The organism is Mesorhizobium sp. LEGMi-168a, from assembly GCF_058312955.1.
Genome location: NZ_JBZEGV010000034.1, coordinates 50,300 through 64,332, shown reverse-complemented (window position 1 = coordinate 64,332; position 14,033 = coordinate 50,300). Strand labels below are relative to the sequence as shown.

Here is a 14,033-nt window from a genome sequence, read left to right as displayed (position 1 = left end):
CCACCTCTCCCCCATGTTCATGGGGGAGAGGAACCCAAGCTTTTCAAGGCCGCGACCCTTCGCGGTTGGCGTTTCCTCTCCCTCCACGAATGTGGGGGGGAGAGGTGGCTCGGCGAAGCCGAGACGGAGTGGGGGAGCGCCATGTGCGATTGCCCTGCTGTAAACGGGGAGAAGGACACTTCCGTCGCCGTTTTCGCCATTTACCGACGCCGCAAAAATCGAGCCAGCGCCGCGGCCAGCCCCTTCTCCCCGTTCACGGGGAAAAGATGGCGGCAACCAGATGAGGGACAGCGCAAACGTCGAAAGCTTTCTTCCTGCTACGCCACCGAGCTGGAACGGATATGGAAAGCGCGCCTAAATATGAATGGGCTTGAAGAACGTGGCCAGCGCCGCTTCCTTGACCGCTTCCGACATCGTTGGATGCGCATGGCAGGTGCGGGCGAGGTCTTCCGACGAGCCGCCGAATTCCATCAGCACCGCCGCTTCGTGGATCATCTCGCCGGCGCCGAAGCCGACGATATGGACGCCGAGCACGCGGTCGCTTGCCTTGTCGGCCAGGATCTTCACGAAGCCGTCGGTGCGAAGCATGGCGCGCGCGCGGCCGTTGGCGCTGAACGGGAACTTGCCGACCTTGTAGTCGATACCGGCTTTCTTAAGCTCTTCCTCGGTCTTGCCGACGGAGGCGATTTCCGGGCTGGTGTAGACGACGCTCGGGATCACGTCATAGTTCACATGGCCGGCCTGGCCGGCGATCATCTCGGCTACCGCCACGCCCTCGTCCTCGGCCTTGTGCGCGAGCATCGGTCCGGCGATGACGTCGCCGATGGCATAGATGCCGGGCACGTTAGTCCTGAGATGCCCGTCGGTCTTGACCCGGCCGCGCTCGTCGACCTCCACACCCGCCTCCTTCAAACCGAGGCTGTCGGCATAAGGACGGCGGCCGGTGGCGACAAGCACGACGTCGGCCTCGATCGTTTCAGCCGCGCCGCCCTTGACCGGCTCCAACGTGACGCTGGCGCCCTTCTTGCTCTTGGCGACGCCGGTGACCTTGGCGCCGAGCTTGAACTCGAAACCCTGCTTGGACAGCAGCCGCTGGAATTGCTTCGAGATCTCGCCGTCCATGCCGCCGAGGATGGTGTCGAGGAACTCGACGACCGTGACCTTGGCGCCGAGCCGCGCCCAGACCGAGCCCAGCTCCAGCCCGATGACGCCGCCGCCGACCACGACGAGGCTGGCGGGCACCTTGGCCAGCGACAGCGCGCCGGTGGAGGACACGATCACCTTCTCGTCGAAGTCGACCTTGACGCCTGGAATGCCGGCGACGTCGGAGCCGGTGGCAATGACGATGTTCTTGGTCTCGATCTCCTCGACCTTGCCGTCCTCGCCGGTCACCGAAACCTTGCCGGCGCCGACAACCTTGCCGGTGCCGCGGAAACTATCGATCTTGTTCTTCTTGAACAGGAAGGCGACGCCGTTGACGTTCGACGCCACCGTCGCGTCCTTGTGCGCCAGCATCTTCTTCAGGTTGAGCTTCGGCGCCCCGATCTCGACCCCCAGCATGTCGAAGGTATGGCCGGCTTCCGCGAACATCTCGGAGGCGTGCAGCAGCGCCTTCGACGGGATGCAGCCGATGTTGAGGCAGGTGCCGCCGAAGGTGGCGTTCTTCTCGACCACCGCGGTCTTCAGCCCGAGCTGCGCCGCCTTGATGGCGCATACATAGCCGCCCGGTCCCGATCCGATGATTACGACGTCATAAGCCATGGGACTGTCCTTCTTATCCGGCCTTCAACGGCCGCCGCTCACATTGAGGATCGCGCCCGTTATATAGGAGGCCGCGTCCGACAGAAGATAGAGAACCGCGCTCGCGACCTCATCGGCCGTGCCGGCACGTTTCATCGGCAGCATGTCCTGCATCCGCGCCACGCGATCCGGCTGGCCGCCGGAGGCATGGATCTCGGTCTCGGTGATGCCGGGGCTGACCGCATTGACGCGAATGCCTTCCAGCACCACCTCGCGCGCCAGCCCGATCGTCAGCGTGTCGATCGCGCCCTTGGAGGCGGCGTAGTCGACATATTCGCCGGGCGAGCCCAGCCTGGCGGCTGCAGACGAGATATTGACGATCGCGCCGCCCTTGCCGCCATGGCGGGTCGACATGCGCTTCACCGCCTCGCGGGCGCAGAGGAAGGAGCCAACGACGTTGATGCGCATCATCCGCTCGACCCGCTCGGCGCCCATCTCGTCGACGCGCGCCTTGACGTCGACGATGCCGGCATTGTTGACGAAGGCGTCGAGCCGGCCGAACGCACGGTCCGCGGCCTCGAACATCGCCATGACATCGGCCTCACTGCCGACATCGCCCTTGACCGCGAAGGCCTCGCCGCCGGCGGCTTCGATCTCGGCGACGAGCGCCTCGGCGGCAAGCCGGTTGGAGACATAGTTGACCGCCACCCGGTAGCCGGCCTGGACGGCCTGCCGGCAGATGGCCGCGCCGATGCCGCGGCTGCCGCCGGTGACCAGCAGCGTCTTCTTGTCAGCACTCATTCCTGGCAGCCTTTCAGCGCAAAGATGTCCCATGGCACCTTTGAAAAGCCGCCGGGACCATAAGCGGCCGACATCTGCAGCGACGGCCCGAGATCAGGAAAGATCAGGCTTTTCGGCGCATCGGCGCCCTCGGCGGGCAGCAGGCCGACGGTGCCCTTCTCATCGGCGCTGTAGATCACACCTTCCCAGACCGTGCAGGCGGCGAGCTCCTCGCCGGTGACGTCGCCGGTCGGGCATTTGTACATCAGCGAGCCATGCGGCCGCCCGGCGTCGCCTTCGGTCCACATGACGATGCCGTCGAGAACGGTGTTGTTGTCGAGGATCATACGGAAGGTGTTGGTGATCGTCGCCGAGGTTCCGGCCGGCGTGAAGTCGATCTCGGCGCCGCTCTTTGCCTCGCCATAGACGGCAAGCTGGATCGGGCAGGCGGCCTGGGCGGCGGAATCAGCGGCCAAGAATGCCAGCCACCCAGCGATGCTTCCGACCATGGGCGAGATTACGTTTGCCATCAGTTGGCCTGGCCCTCGCGGCCATCCGCGTTCTCGAGCACTTCGAAGTCGGTCATCAGGAGAAGAGGTTCACCGGCCGCGTCCAGTCCCCAGAAGGACCGATACCCGCCATCACCAAAGCCAGTGTCGAACATGGCTACATTGATCGGGTTGCCTTCAACCGGACTATCCATGCCAAACCTGTCGAGAGAGCACGCAACGTCGGCAAGATAGTTGTCGAGTTCTTCCGGGTCGGCCATCAGCGTCAGAACCGACTTGTCCATGAACGCCGCAACCGCGTCATCGACGATAAATCCAAGAAATTCCGACTCATAGACCGGTGGACGATCGCTAGCGAAGGTTGCCAGTTCCCACCGTACTGGCAAGCCGGGACCGAATCGCAGGACCGCTGCAGCAATGCAGCCCCGCGCCTGAAGCAGGATGACCGGATAGTGTCCCGGATTCACCTTGCGGCTGAAAGCAGGCCGTCCTAATCCGGTGATGAGCGGATCGCAGGCGACGATTTCGCCGGTCGGCAGCTCGAGCTCACCGATCGTGATGGCACTGATCTTCCGTTCCGCCATATCCGCATCGCTGAGAGCGAAGACTCCTAGATTACTGCTTTCCGGCGGCGGACTCGATTCAATCGATCTCGCCGGTGAAGCGGTAGCAACCGAGGCAATTGGCCGAAAAGTCCGAAGCGCGCGACTCAGCGCAAACCCGAACCGTTCCAGCCAGCCGCTCATTGCGGATCAGCTCCGATCACAGATCGAGCACCAGCCGCTCGGGATCCTCCAGGCTTTCCTTGACGCGCACCAGGAAGGTCACCGCTTCCTTGCCGTCGACGATGCGATGGTCGTAGCTGAGCGCCAGATACATCATCGGGCGGATGACGATCTGGCCGCCGACCACCACCGGCCGGTCCTGGATCTTGTGCATGCCGAGGATGCCGGACTGCGGCGCGTTCAGGATCGGCGTCGACATCAGTGATCCGTAGACGCCGCCGTTGGAGATGGTGAAGGTGCCGCCCTGCATGTCGGCGACCGAAAGCTTGCCGTCGCGCGCGGCGAGGCCCAGCCGGCCGATCTCCTTCTCGATTTCGGCGATCGACATCTGGTCGGCGTCGCGCACCACCGGAACCACCAGGCCCTTGTCGGTGCCGACGGCGACGCCGACATGAGCAAAATTCTTATAGATGATGTCGGTGCCGTCGATCTCGGCATTGACCGCCGGGATCTCCTTCAGCGCATGCGTCACCGCCTTGGTGAAGAAGCCCATGAAGCCGAGCTTCACGCCATGCTTCTTCTCGAACACGTCCTTGTACTTGGCTCTCAGCGCCATCACCGCGCTCATGTCCACCTCGTTGAAGGTGGTCAGCATGGCGGCGGTCGACTGCGCCTCCTTGAGACGGCGGGCGATCGTCTGGCGCAGCTTTGTCATGCGCACGCGTTCCTCGCGCGAGGCATCGTCGGCCGTCGACGGCGCGCGGGCGGCGACGGGAGCAGGCGCGAGAGCCGCCCTCGGCGTCTCGGCCGTCTGCAAGGGCACGCCCTTGGCGATCGCGTCGAGCACGTCGCCCTTCAGCACCTGTCCGCGCTTGCCCGAGCCTGAGAGCTGGTCGACCGCAAGATTGTTCTCCGCGATCAGCTTGGCAGCGGCCGGCGCCGGCGGCATGGTGCGCGGCTCGAACGAGCCGCCGCCGCCGGCGATCTTGGCGGTTTCGGCCGCGGCCTGCTTGACCGTGGATGCGGCGTCCGGGCTCGAGGCCTGCGACACCGTCTGCGGCTTAGCCGCAGCAGCGGCCGCCGCACCGCCCGCCGAAATCGAGCCGAGCAGCGCGCCGACATTGACCGTCTCGCCTTCCTTGACGGTGATTTCGGAGAGTGTCCCGGCGCCCGCGGCAGGCACCTCCACCGTCACCTTGTCGGTTTCGAGCTCGACCAGCGGCTCGTCGGCGGCGATCGCATCGCCGACCTTCTTGAACCACTTGCCGACGGTCGCCTCCGTGACGGATTCGCCCAGAGTGGGGACGCGGATTTCGGTAGCCATTGTGCCTGTCCGTTCTCTTGTCTTCTTGAGATCTGTTTCGTCCGGTCTATTCGCCCAGCGCATCGTCGAGCAAGGCAGCGAGCTGGCTGAGATGCTTCGACATCAGCCCGGTCGCCGGCGAGGCCGAGGCCGGCCGGCCGGTGTAGCGCACCCGCTGATGCTTGGCATCGATATGCGCCAGCACCCATTCGAGATAGGGGTCGATGAACGACCAGGCGCCCATGTTCTTGGGCTCCTCCTGGCACCACACCATCTCGGCATTGCGGAAACGCGACAGCTCGGTGATCAGCGCCTTGGCCGGGAACGGATAGAGCTGTTCGACGCGCAGCAGGTAGATGTCGTTGATGCCGCGCTTCTCGCGCTCCTCGTAGAGGTCGTAATAGACTTTGCCGGAGCACAGCACGACGCGTCGGATCTTGGAATCCTTCACCAGCTTGATCGGCTGGTTGGGCAAAAGCTGCGCGTCGTCCCACAACAGCCGGTGGAACGAGCTCTCGCCCGACATTTCCGGCAGCGTCGACACCGCCCGCTTGTGGCGCAGCAGCGACTTCGGCGTCATCAGGATCAGCGGCTTGCGGAAGTCGCGCTTCAATTGTCGGCGCAGGATGTGGAAATAGTTAGCCGGCGTGGTGACGTTGGCGACCTGCATGTTGTCTTCGGCGCAGAGCTGCAGGAAGCGCTCGAGGCGCGCCGAGGAGTGCTCCGGCCCCTGGCCCTCATAGCCATGCGGCAACAGGCAGACGAGGCCCGACATTCTGAGCCACTTGCGCTCGCCGCTGGAGATGAACTGGTCGAACACCACCTGGGCGCCGTTGGCGAAATCGCCGAACTGCGCTTCCCAAAGCGTCAGCGCCTTGGGCTCGGCCAGGCTGTAGCCATATTCGAAGCCGAGCACCGCCTCCTCCGACAGCATCGAGTTGATGACCTCGTAGCCGGCTTGCGCCGCCGACAGATTGTTGAGCGGGATATAGCGGTTCTCGTCGCGCTGGTCGTAGAGCACGGAATGGCGCTGCGAGAAGGTGCCGCGCTCCGAATCCTGGCCCGACAGCCGGATCGGATTGCCGTCGAGCAGGATCGCGCCGAAGGCCAGCGCCTCGGCGGTCGACCAGTCGATGCCTTCGCCGGATTCGATCGCCTGGCGGCGGTTCTCGAGGAAACGCAGGATCGTCTTGTGCGCCTCGAAATCCTTCGGCACTTCGGTCAGCTTCTTGCCGATTTCCTTCAGCGTGCGGACCGGCACGGCCGTCTTGCCGCGGCGCTGTTCGTCCTGGTTGTCGGCCGTGCGCAGGCCGGACCACGCGCCGTCCAGCCAGTCGGCCTTGTTCGGCTTGTAGGACTGGCCGACTTCCCACTCGCTCTCCAGATGTGCGCGCCAGTCGGCCCGCATCTTGTCGACCTCGGCCTGGGTGATGTGGCCTTCGGCGATCAGCCGGTCGGCATAGATCTGCACGGTCGTCTTATGGCTGCGGATGTTGCGGTACATGATCGGCTGCGTGAAAGCCGGCTCGTCGCCCTCATTGTGGCCGAAGCGGCGGTAGCAGAACATGTCCACCACCACCGGCTTATGGAACTTCATGCGGAACTCGGTTGCAACCTTGGCGGCATGCACCACCGCCTCCGGATCGTCGCCGTTGACGTGGAAGATCGGCGCTTCGATCATCTTGGCCACATCCGATGGATAGGGCGAGGAGCGCGAGAAGCGCGGATTGGTGGTGAAGCCGATCTGGTTGTTGATGATGAAATGCAGCGTGCCGGCGACGCGATGGCCGCGCAGGCCGGACAGGCCGAACATTTCGGCGATCACGCCCTGGCCGGCAAACGCCGCGTCGCCGTGCAACAGGAGCGGCATCACCTTGGCGCGCTCCGACAGCGGCACGATCTCGCCGCGCTCGCGGCCGGCGAGCTGGTCCTGCTTGGCGCGCGCCTTGCCCATCACGACAGGATCGACGATTTCCAGATGCGAGGGGTTGGCGGTCAGCGACAGGTGCACCTTGTTGCCGTCGAACTCGCGGTCCGACGAGGCGCCGAGATGGTACTTGACGTCGCCCGAGCCCTCGACGTCGTCGGGAGCGGCCGAGCCGCCCTTGAACTCGTGGAAGATGGCTCGGTGCGGCTTCGCCATCACCTGGCTGAGCACGTTGAGGCGGCCGCGATGGGCCATGCCGAGCACGGCCTCCTTCAGGCCGAGCTGGCCGCCGCGCTTGACGATCTGCTCCAGCGCCGGGATCAGCGATTCGCCGCCGTCGAGGCCAAAGCGCTTGGTGCCCTTGTACTTGACGTCGATATACTGCTCGAAGCCTTCCGCTTCGATCAGCTTCGACAGGATCGCCTTCTTGCCGGTGGCGGTGAAGGTGATCTCCTTGTCGGCGCCTTCGATGCGCGCCTGGATCCAGGCCTTCTCTTCCGGGTCGGAGATGTGCATGAACTCGACGCCGAGCGTCGAGCAATAGGTGCGGGCGAGGATGTCCAGCATCTGCCGGATGGTGCCGAATTCGAGCCCCAGCACATTGTCGAGGAAGATCGGCCGGTCGTAGTCGGCTTCGGTGAAGCCGTAGTTTTCCGGCGACAGCTCATTATAGTCCTCGAGCGGCTTGGCGATGCCGAGCGGATCGAGATTGGCGTGCAAATGGCCGCGCATGCGATAGGCGCGGATCATCATGATGGCGCGCACGGAATCGCGCGTCGCCTGGTGCACGTCGGCATCGGAAAGCGCGGCGCCGTTGACGACCGCCTTCTCCTTCACCTTCTTTTCGATGTGCTTTTCGATCAGGCCCCAGTTGCCGTCGAGCGCCGAGACCAGCTCGCCATTCGCCTGCATCGGCCAGGAGGGCTTGGCCCAGGAGGCGCCCTTGGCGTTCTTGCGAACGTCGCCGGCGTCGTCCTTCAGCGCCGCGAAGAAGTCCTGCCACTCCGGATTTACCGATTCCGGATCGTCCTCATAGGCCGCGTAGAGCGCGTCGATATAGTCGGCATTGCCGCCATAGAGGAATGAGGTGAGCGAGAATTGGTCGTTGGCCTGATCTTGTCTTGCCATTTTCGTCTGCGGAGCCTGGCTCCGTCTCCTTTCGAGGGGAATAGTGAGTAGTCAGTAGTGAGTAGAAGATGAAATCCCTCAGCTGCTACTCACCCGTTCTTCCCTTTTTCACTACTGACTACTGCCTACCCGCTACTGCCTTAACCCTTTATCGCCTCGACCAGCGTCGTGCCCAGCCGCGCCGGCGACGGCGAAACCTTGATGCCGGCCGATTCCATCGCCGCGATCTTGTCTTCCGCGCCGCCCTTGCCGCCGGAGATCACCGCGCCCGCATGGCCCATGGTGCGTCCCGCCGGCGCCGTGCGCCCGGCAATGAAGCCCGCCATCGGTTTCTTGCGGCCGCGCTTGGCCTCGTCCTTCAAGAACTGCGCGGCGTCCTCCTCGGCCGAGCCGCCGATCTCGCCGATCATGATGATCGACTTGGTCTCGTCGTCGGCGAGGAACATCTCGAGCACGTCGATGAACTCGGTGCCCTTGACCGGGTCGCCGCCGATGCCGACGGCGGTGGTCTGGCCGAGGCCGACATTGCTGGTCTGGAAGACCGCCTCATAGGTAAGTGTTCCCGAGCGGGAAACAACGCCGACCGAGCCCTTGCGGAAGATGTTGCCGGGCATGATGCCGATCTTGCATTCGTCGGGCGTCAGCACGCCCGGGCAGTTCGGGCCGATCAACCGCGAGGTGGAGCGGTCGAGCCGCGCCTTGACCTTGACCATGTCCATCACCGGGATGCCTTCGGTGATGCAGACGATGAGCGGGATCTCGGCCTCGATCGCCTCGATGATGGCCTCGCCCGCGCCCGCCGGTGGCACATAGATGACCGAAGCGTTGGCGCCGGTTCTTTCCTTGCCCTCGGCGACGGTGGCGAAGATCGGCAGTGTCTCGCCCTTGGCGCCGGTCCAGGTCTCGCCGCCCTTCTTCGGATGGATGCCACCCACCATCTTAGTGCCGTGATAGGCCAGCGCCTGTTCGGTGTGGAACGTGCCGGTCTTGCCGGTCAGGCCCTGCACGAGAACCTTGGTGTTCTTGTCGACGAGAATGGACATCGCGGCCCTTTTCTAAAAACCGTTGATCGGGGAAGGCGAAACGCGCCGGTAAAGCCCGCTCACCATGTCTTGCCAGGCATCGCTCCCGGCGGGCTTGAACTGAAGTTTCATGCGGTAGGTATCAGTGCCGTCAAGAATGTAGGTCACGCGGGCCGAGCCGCGCGGCGACGACCGCTCCAGCACGAGCTCGCTGCCGTTCCACGTGCCGGTGGCCGGTGACATCGGCACGAACCCCATCGAGTCGAACTGGTGCATGGTGACCAAGCCGTTCTGCTGGTCGAAGCCGAACACATTGTGCGCGCCGAACGAAACCGTGCCGTCGCGGCGCTGGCGATAGCGCTGCACCACGAACAGCCCGCCGAACTGCGCCTCGGCCAGCACTTCCGAGGTCGCCGTGCCGGCGTCGGCCCATTGCGTCTCCGACACCTCCTCCTCGCCACGCCACGCGCCGACCAGCGCCTGCAGGCGTTGGTGGCCGTCCGAGAGGGAAGAGAAAGGCGCCGCGTTCATGGGTCAGAGCCGCTTGAGATCCGTGACGGTTAGGTCGCTCTTGGCATTGCCGGTGTTGAGCGTCGTCGACGGCTCGAACATCAGCACCACCGGCTCCGGGGTCAGCGAGCGCGGCCGATGCTCGACGCCGCGCGGCACGACGATGAAATCGCCCTCGCCGAGCTCGACCGGCCCGTCGCGGAAGTCGATGGCGATCCTGCCACGCAGCACGAGGAAGGCTTCGTCCTCATTGTCATGCGCGTGCCAGTCGAAGACCTCGCCGAACTTGGCGACCTTCGCTTGGGCATCGTTGACGTCGCCGGCAATGTGCGGATCGAAGACCTTGGTGATCGTCGCATCCGCCGCCTCGACCAGGTTTATCTTCCGCGGAGGCATCCGCTTAGCCCTTCACCGCCTTGACGATCTTCTTGGCCGCGTCGTCGAGGTCGTCGGCCGAGACGACGTTGAGGCCGCTGTCGTTGATGATCTTCTTGCCGAGCTCGGCATTGGTGCCTTCGAGCCGCACCACCAGCGGCACCTTCAAGCCCACTTCCTTGACCGCGGCGATCACGCCCTCGGCGATGACATCGCACTTCATGATGCCGCCGAAGATGTTGATCAGGATGCCTTCGACCGCCGGGTCCTTGGTGATGATCTTGAACGCCGCCGTGACTTTCTCCTTCGAAGCGCCGCCGCCGACGTCGAGGAAGTTAGCCGGCTCGGCGCCGTAGAGCTTGATGATGTCCATCGTCGCCATGGCGAGGCCGGCGCCGTTGACCATGCAGCCGATATTGCCGTCGAGCGCGACATAGGCGAGGTCGTATTTCGACGCCTCGATCTCCTTCTCGTCCTCCTCGGTGGTGTCGCGCAGCTCCATCACGTCCGGATGGCGGAAGAGCGCGTTGTTGTCGAAAGACACCTTTGCGTCGAGCACGCGCAGCCGGCCGTTCTTCATGACGATCAGCGGGTTGACCTCGAGCAGGCTCATGTCCTTCTCGACGAAGGCCTTGTAGAGGATCGGGAACAGCGTGCCGCCGTCTCGTGCCGCATCGCCGTCGAGCTTGAGCGCGGCATTGAGCTTCTTGACGTCGTCCGCCGTCACGCCCTTTTCCGGATCGATGGCGACGGTGAGGATCTTTTCCGGCGTGTCGTGCGCGACCGCCTCGATGTCCATGCCGCCCTCGGTCGAGACGACGAAGGCGATGCGGCCGACCGAACGGTCGACCAGGATCGACAGATAAAGCTCGCGTTCGATGTCGGCGCCGTCCTCGATATAGAGGCGGTTGACCTGCTTGCCGGAGGGCCCCGTCTGCTTGGTGACCAGCGTATGGCCGAGCATCTCATTGGCGTTGGCGACCACTTCGGCCGCCGACTTCGCCAGCCGCACGCCGCCCTTGGCGTCTGCAGGCAGTTCCTTGAACTTGCCCTTGCCGCGGCCGCCGGCATGGATCTGGCTCTTCACCACATAGAGCGGGCCGGGCAGCGCTTCTGCCGCGGCCTCCGCCTCGCTTGCCTTGAACACAGGAACGCCGCTTGCTACCGGCGCGCCGAACGACTTCAGCAGCGCCTTGGCCTGATATTCATGGATGTTCATGCGTTTGGTCTCCGCGATTACTTGCCGGCGAGGTGCGGGGCGATCTTGACGCAGGCCTCGGTGAGGCCCTGCACCGCCGCCACCGAATTGTCGAACATCTTCTGCTCGGCCTTGGCGAGGTCGATCTCAATGACGCGCTCGACGCCGCCGGCGCCGATCACCACCGGAACGCCGACATAGGTGTTCTTCACCCCATACTGGCCGGAAAGATGCGCAGCGCAGGGCAGCACCCGCTTCTTGTCCTTGAGGTAGGATTCGGCCATCGCGATGGCCGAGGCCGCCGGCGCGTAATAGGCCGAGCCGGTCTTCAAGAGGCCGACGATCTCGGCGCCGCCGTCGCGGGTGCGCTGCACGATCTGGTCGAGCTTCTCCTTCGAGGTCCAGCCCATCTTGACGAGATCGGGCAGCGGGATGCCCGACACGGTCGAATAGCGGATCATCGGCACCATCGAGTCGCCATGGCCGCCGAGCACGAAAGCGGTGACGTCCTCGACCGAGACCTTGAACTCTTCCGCCAGGAAGTAGCGAAAGCGGGCGCTGTCGAGCACGCCGGCCATGCCGACGACATGGCTGGTCGGCAGGCCGGAGAACTTCTGCAGCGCCCAGACCATGGCGTCGAGCGGGTTGGTGATGCAGATGACGAAGGCCTTCGGCGCGTATTTCTTGAGGCCCGCGCCGACCTGTTCCATGACCTTGAGATTGATGCCCAAGAGATCGTCGCGGCTCATTCCGGGCTTGCGCGGCACGCCGGCGGTGACGATGCACACATCCGCGCCCTCGATGCCGGCATAGTCATTGACGCCGGTCAGCCTGGCGTCGAACCCGTCGACCGGCGAGGACTGGGCGATGTCGAGACCCTTGCCCTGCGGGATGCCCTCGGCGATGTCGAACAGCACCACGTCGCCGAGATCCTTGAGGCCGATCATATGGGCGAGCGTGCCGCCGATCATGCCCGAGCCGATGAGCGCTATCTTGTTGCGTGCCATGTCAGGATGTTTTCCTTTGTGTGTGACCGTGCCTCAAATCTTTGCAGACTTGATGACGGCATCGAGGAGGCTGGGATGCTGCGGGGACCCGCGAGATTTCGCCGCACCCAATAGCTCCGGCGTGGAAGAAATTCAAACGATTATTTCGACCCTAGCATTTTCAATCGGTTAGATGGTTCGGGAATTACGTAAACGTCAAAATTCCTAAGCCGACTGAGGAGAATTTACACAATGAACGTCGAAATCAGAAGGCTCCGTCCCGGTGATGACGCCCTTGTGATGCAGGCGCCAAATCTCCCCCCTTGAGGGGGAGATGTCGCCGAAGGCGACAGAGGGGGTCCTCGCGCGTAAAGCGCCGACGCATCTACGCCGAGCCCGGTCGAACCGACCCCCTCTGGCCTGCCGGCCATCTCCCCCTCGAGGAGGAAGATCGCCGTCGCGCCGGCTTTCGCTAATCTCCAACGACGCAGGAGCGCGGCGAAACGATATCCCAACCCTGGAGCATGTCTCCCGAAAGTGGGAACCGGTTTCGGGACAAAGACATGCGTAAAATCAAAAACCTAAAGCGCACGGAGCGAATCTGAAAGATCGCGACGCGCTTTAGGCCTGCCTTACCTCCGCAGCCGGCGCCTCGTCGCGCCTCTCCGCCCAGCCCTCCAGCCAGTCGCGGCTTTGCATTTCGACCAGGCGCGAGGCGGTGCGCTCGAACTCGAACACTTCCGTGCCGCGCTTGGCGGTGTAGAGCCCTTCAGGCGGCGCCTCGGCGCTCATCACCAGCCGCATGCGGTGATCGTAGAGCGTGTCGATCAAGAGGATGAAACGCTTTGCTTCGTTGCGTTTGCCTTCGCCGAGTACCGGCACATGGTCGATGAAGATGGTCGAGAAGCGGTCGGCGATCGCCAGGTAGTCGCGCGCTCCATGCGGCCTTTCGCAGAGATCGGCGAAGGAAAAGCGCGCTGCATCGCCGGCTGCGCGCGGCACGATGAGCTGACGCCCTTTCAGCGTCAGCGTCACCGCCTCGGTCGGCCTGCCATGCGCCATCGCCCTCCAGGCCTCGTCCAGCGCGCGGTCGGCCGTCTCGTCGGCCGGCGTGACATAGACAGGCAGGCGGTTGAGCTTCTCTTGGCGATAGTCTTTTTCGGCGTCGAGCGTCATCACCGCGGCATTGCGCTCGAGCAGACCGATGAAAGGCAGGAAGAGCTGCCGGTTCAGCCCGTCGCGATAGAGATTTTCGGGTGCGACGTTCGAGGTGGCGACCAGCACCACGCCGTTGGCAAACAGCGCCGAGAACAGCCGCGACAGGATCATCGCGTCGGCGATGTCGGTAACGGAGAACTCGTCGAAGCACAGCACCCAGGCTTCGTCGGCCAGCGCGCGGGCCACCGGTGGGATCGGATCGTCCTCCTTGACGTCGCCGTTCTTGCGCGCCGCCCGGTGCTTCTGGATGCGGTCCTGCACGTCGGCCATGAAATCGTTGAAATGGACGCGGCGCTTGCGCCTGGCCGGCAGGAGCTCGAAGAACATGTCCATCAGCATGGTCTTGCCACGCCCGACGCCGCCATGGATGTAGAGGCCCCTCACCGCCTCGCACGGCTGCTTCTTGCGCGCGAACAGCCAGCCCAGCGAGCTGGATTTCTGCGCCAGCCTTTTTGCGGAAAGCTCGTCGGTCAGCCGGTCGAGCGCGGCAACGACGCGCTCCTGCGCCGGGTCGCGCTCGGCCGCGCCGGTCTCGACCAGGTGGTCGTAGCGCTGCCTGACGGTCACATGGGTCTGGAGGCCGTCACGCAGATGCATAGGTCACGTCGTTCT

General features: G+C 64.2%; 12 protein-coding genes. All 12 read right to left on the bottom strand.

The window, feature by feature from the left end:
- Positions 1 to 354: 354 nt before the first annotated feature.
- The 12 genes from lpdA to zapE all read right to left on the bottom strand — a co-directional run bounded on the left by lpdA (position 355) and on the right by zapE (position 14,018).
- A complete protein-coding gene (lpdA, locus tag AC4FWB_RS29640; RefSeq protein WP_491029783.1) occupies positions 355 to 1,761 on the bottom strand; it encodes a dihydrolipoyl dehydrogenase in 1,407 nt (468 codons plus the stop codon).
- 24 nt (positions 1,762 to 1,785) lie between these two features.
- Entirely contained in the window at positions 1,786 to 2,541 is a 756-nt protein-coding gene (locus tag AC4FWB_RS29635) for a glucose 1-dehydrogenase (protein ID WP_491029782.1), read from the bottom strand.
- Positions 2,538 to 3,029: a hypothetical protein gene (locus AC4FWB_RS29630; RefSeq protein WP_491029784.1), complete on the bottom strand. Its 492-nt coding sequence runs from the start codon at positions 3,027 to 3,029 to the stop codon at positions 2,538 to 2,540. The genes AC4FWB_RS29635 and AC4FWB_RS29630 overlap by 4 nt, the downstream gene beginning before the upstream one ends.
- Positions 3,030 to 3,049: 20 nt before the next feature.
- On the bottom strand, positions 3,050 to 3,775 hold the full coding sequence (locus tag AC4FWB_RS29625) for a DUF4241 domain-containing protein (RefSeq protein ID WP_491029781.1): 726 nt from the start codon (positions 3,773 to 3,775) through the stop codon (positions 3,050 to 3,052).
- Between the two features lie 16 nt (positions 3,776 to 3,791).
- Positions 3,792 to 5,078 (bottom strand): 2-oxoglutarate dehydrogenase complex dihydrolipoyllysine-residue succinyltransferase, encoded by a 1,287-nt coding sequence (gene odhB / locus AC4FWB_RS29620; protein WP_491029780.1) that lies wholly within the window; start codon positions 5,076 to 5,078, stop codon positions 3,792 to 3,794.
- 46 nt (positions 5,079 to 5,124) lie between these two features.
- Complete coding sequence (locus tag AC4FWB_RS29615) at positions 5,125 to 8,112, bottom strand: 2-oxoglutarate dehydrogenase E1 component (protein ID WP_491029779.1); 2,988 nt, start codon at positions 8,110 to 8,112, stop codon at positions 5,125 to 5,127.
- 140 nt (positions 8,113 to 8,252) lie between these two features.
- Positions 8,253 to 9,155 carry a succinate--CoA ligase subunit alpha gene (sucD, locus tag AC4FWB_RS29610; RefSeq protein WP_491029778.1) on the bottom strand — a complete coding sequence of 301 codons (903 nt, stop codon included), beginning with the start codon at positions 9,153 to 9,155 and terminating at the stop codon, positions 8,253 to 8,255.
- A gap of 12 nt (positions 9,156 to 9,167) precedes the next feature.
- Positions 9,168 to 9,665 carry a DUF1579 family protein gene (locus AC4FWB_RS29605; RefSeq protein WP_491029777.1) on the bottom strand — a complete coding sequence of 166 codons (498 nt, stop codon included), beginning with the start codon at positions 9,663 to 9,665 and terminating at the stop codon, positions 9,168 to 9,170.
- A gap of 3 nt (positions 9,666 to 9,668) precedes the next feature.
- Positions 9,669 to 10,040, bottom strand: a complete 372-nt coding sequence (locus AC4FWB_RS29600; protein WP_491029776.1) for a cupin domain-containing protein — start codon at positions 10,038 to 10,040, stop codon at positions 9,669 to 9,671.
- Positions 10,041 to 10,044: 4 nt separating this feature from the next.
- Positions 10,045 to 11,238: an ADP-forming succinate--CoA ligase subunit beta gene (sucC, locus tag AC4FWB_RS29595; RefSeq protein ID WP_491029775.1), complete on the bottom strand. Its 1,194-nt coding sequence runs from the start codon at positions 11,236 to 11,238 to the stop codon at positions 10,045 to 10,047.
- A 17-nt stretch (positions 11,239 to 11,255) separates the two neighbouring features.
- On the bottom strand, positions 11,256 to 12,224 hold the full coding sequence (gene mdh, locus AC4FWB_RS29590) for a malate dehydrogenase (protein ID WP_491029774.1): 969 nt from the start codon (positions 12,222 to 12,224) through the stop codon (positions 11,256 to 11,258).
- Positions 12,225 to 12,824: 600 nt separating this feature from the next.
- Positions 12,825 to 14,018 carry a cell division protein ZapE gene (gene zapE / locus AC4FWB_RS29585; RefSeq protein WP_491029773.1) on the bottom strand — a complete coding sequence of 398 codons (1,194 nt, stop codon included), beginning with the start codon at positions 14,016 to 14,018 and terminating at the stop codon, positions 12,825 to 12,827.
- Positions 14,019 to 14,033 lie beyond the last annotated feature (15 nt).

What these genes read in the sequence shown, in the direction of transcription:
- AC4FWB_RS29630 (WP_491029784.1), bottom strand. Translation starts at nt 3,029, where the DNA reads ATGGTCGGAAGCATCGCTGGGTGGCTGGCATTCTTGGCCGCTGATTCC.
- lpdA (WP_491029783.1), bottom strand. Translation starts at nt 1,761, where the DNA reads ATGGCTTATGACGTCGTAATCATCGGATCGGGACCGGGCGGCTATGTA.
- AC4FWB_RS29625 (WP_491029781.1), bottom strand. Translation starts at nt 3,775, where the DNA reads ATGAGCGGCTGGCTGGAACGGTTCGGGTTTGCGCTGAGTCGCGCGCTT.
- sucC (WP_491029775.1), bottom strand. Translation starts at nt 11,238, where the DNA reads ATGAACATCCATGAATATCAGGCCAAGGCGCTGCTGAAGTCGTTCGGC.
- AC4FWB_RS29600 (WP_491029776.1), bottom strand. Translation starts at nt 10,040, where the DNA reads ATGCCTCCGCGGAAGATAAACCTGGTCGAGGCGGCGGATGCGACGATC.
- odhB (WP_491029780.1), bottom strand. Translation starts at nt 5,078, where the DNA reads ATGGCTACCGAAATCCGCGTCCCCACTCTGGGCGAATCCGTCACGGAG.
- mdh (WP_491029774.1), bottom strand. Translation starts at nt 12,224, where the DNA reads ATGGCACGCAACAAGATAGCGCTCATCGGCTCGGGCATGATCGGCGGC.
- zapE (WP_491029773.1), bottom strand. Translation starts at nt 14,018, where the DNA reads ATGCATCTGCGTGACGGCCTCCAGACCCATGTGACCGTCAGGCAGCGC.
- AC4FWB_RS29605 (WP_491029777.1), bottom strand. Translation starts at nt 9,665, where the DNA reads ATGAACGCGGCGCCTTTCTCTTCCCTCTCGGACGGCCACCAACGCCTG.
- AC4FWB_RS29635 (WP_491029782.1), bottom strand. Translation starts at nt 2,541, where the DNA reads ATGAGTGCTGACAAGAAGACGCTGCTGGTCACCGGCGGCAGCCGCGGC.
- sucD (WP_491029778.1), bottom strand. Translation starts at nt 9,155, where the DNA reads ATGTCCATTCTCGTCGACAAGAACACCAAGGTTCTCGTGCAGGGCCTG.
- AC4FWB_RS29615 (WP_491029779.1), bottom strand. Translation starts at nt 8,112, where the DNA reads ATGGCAAGACAAGATCAGGCCAACGACCAATTCTCGCTCACCTCATTC.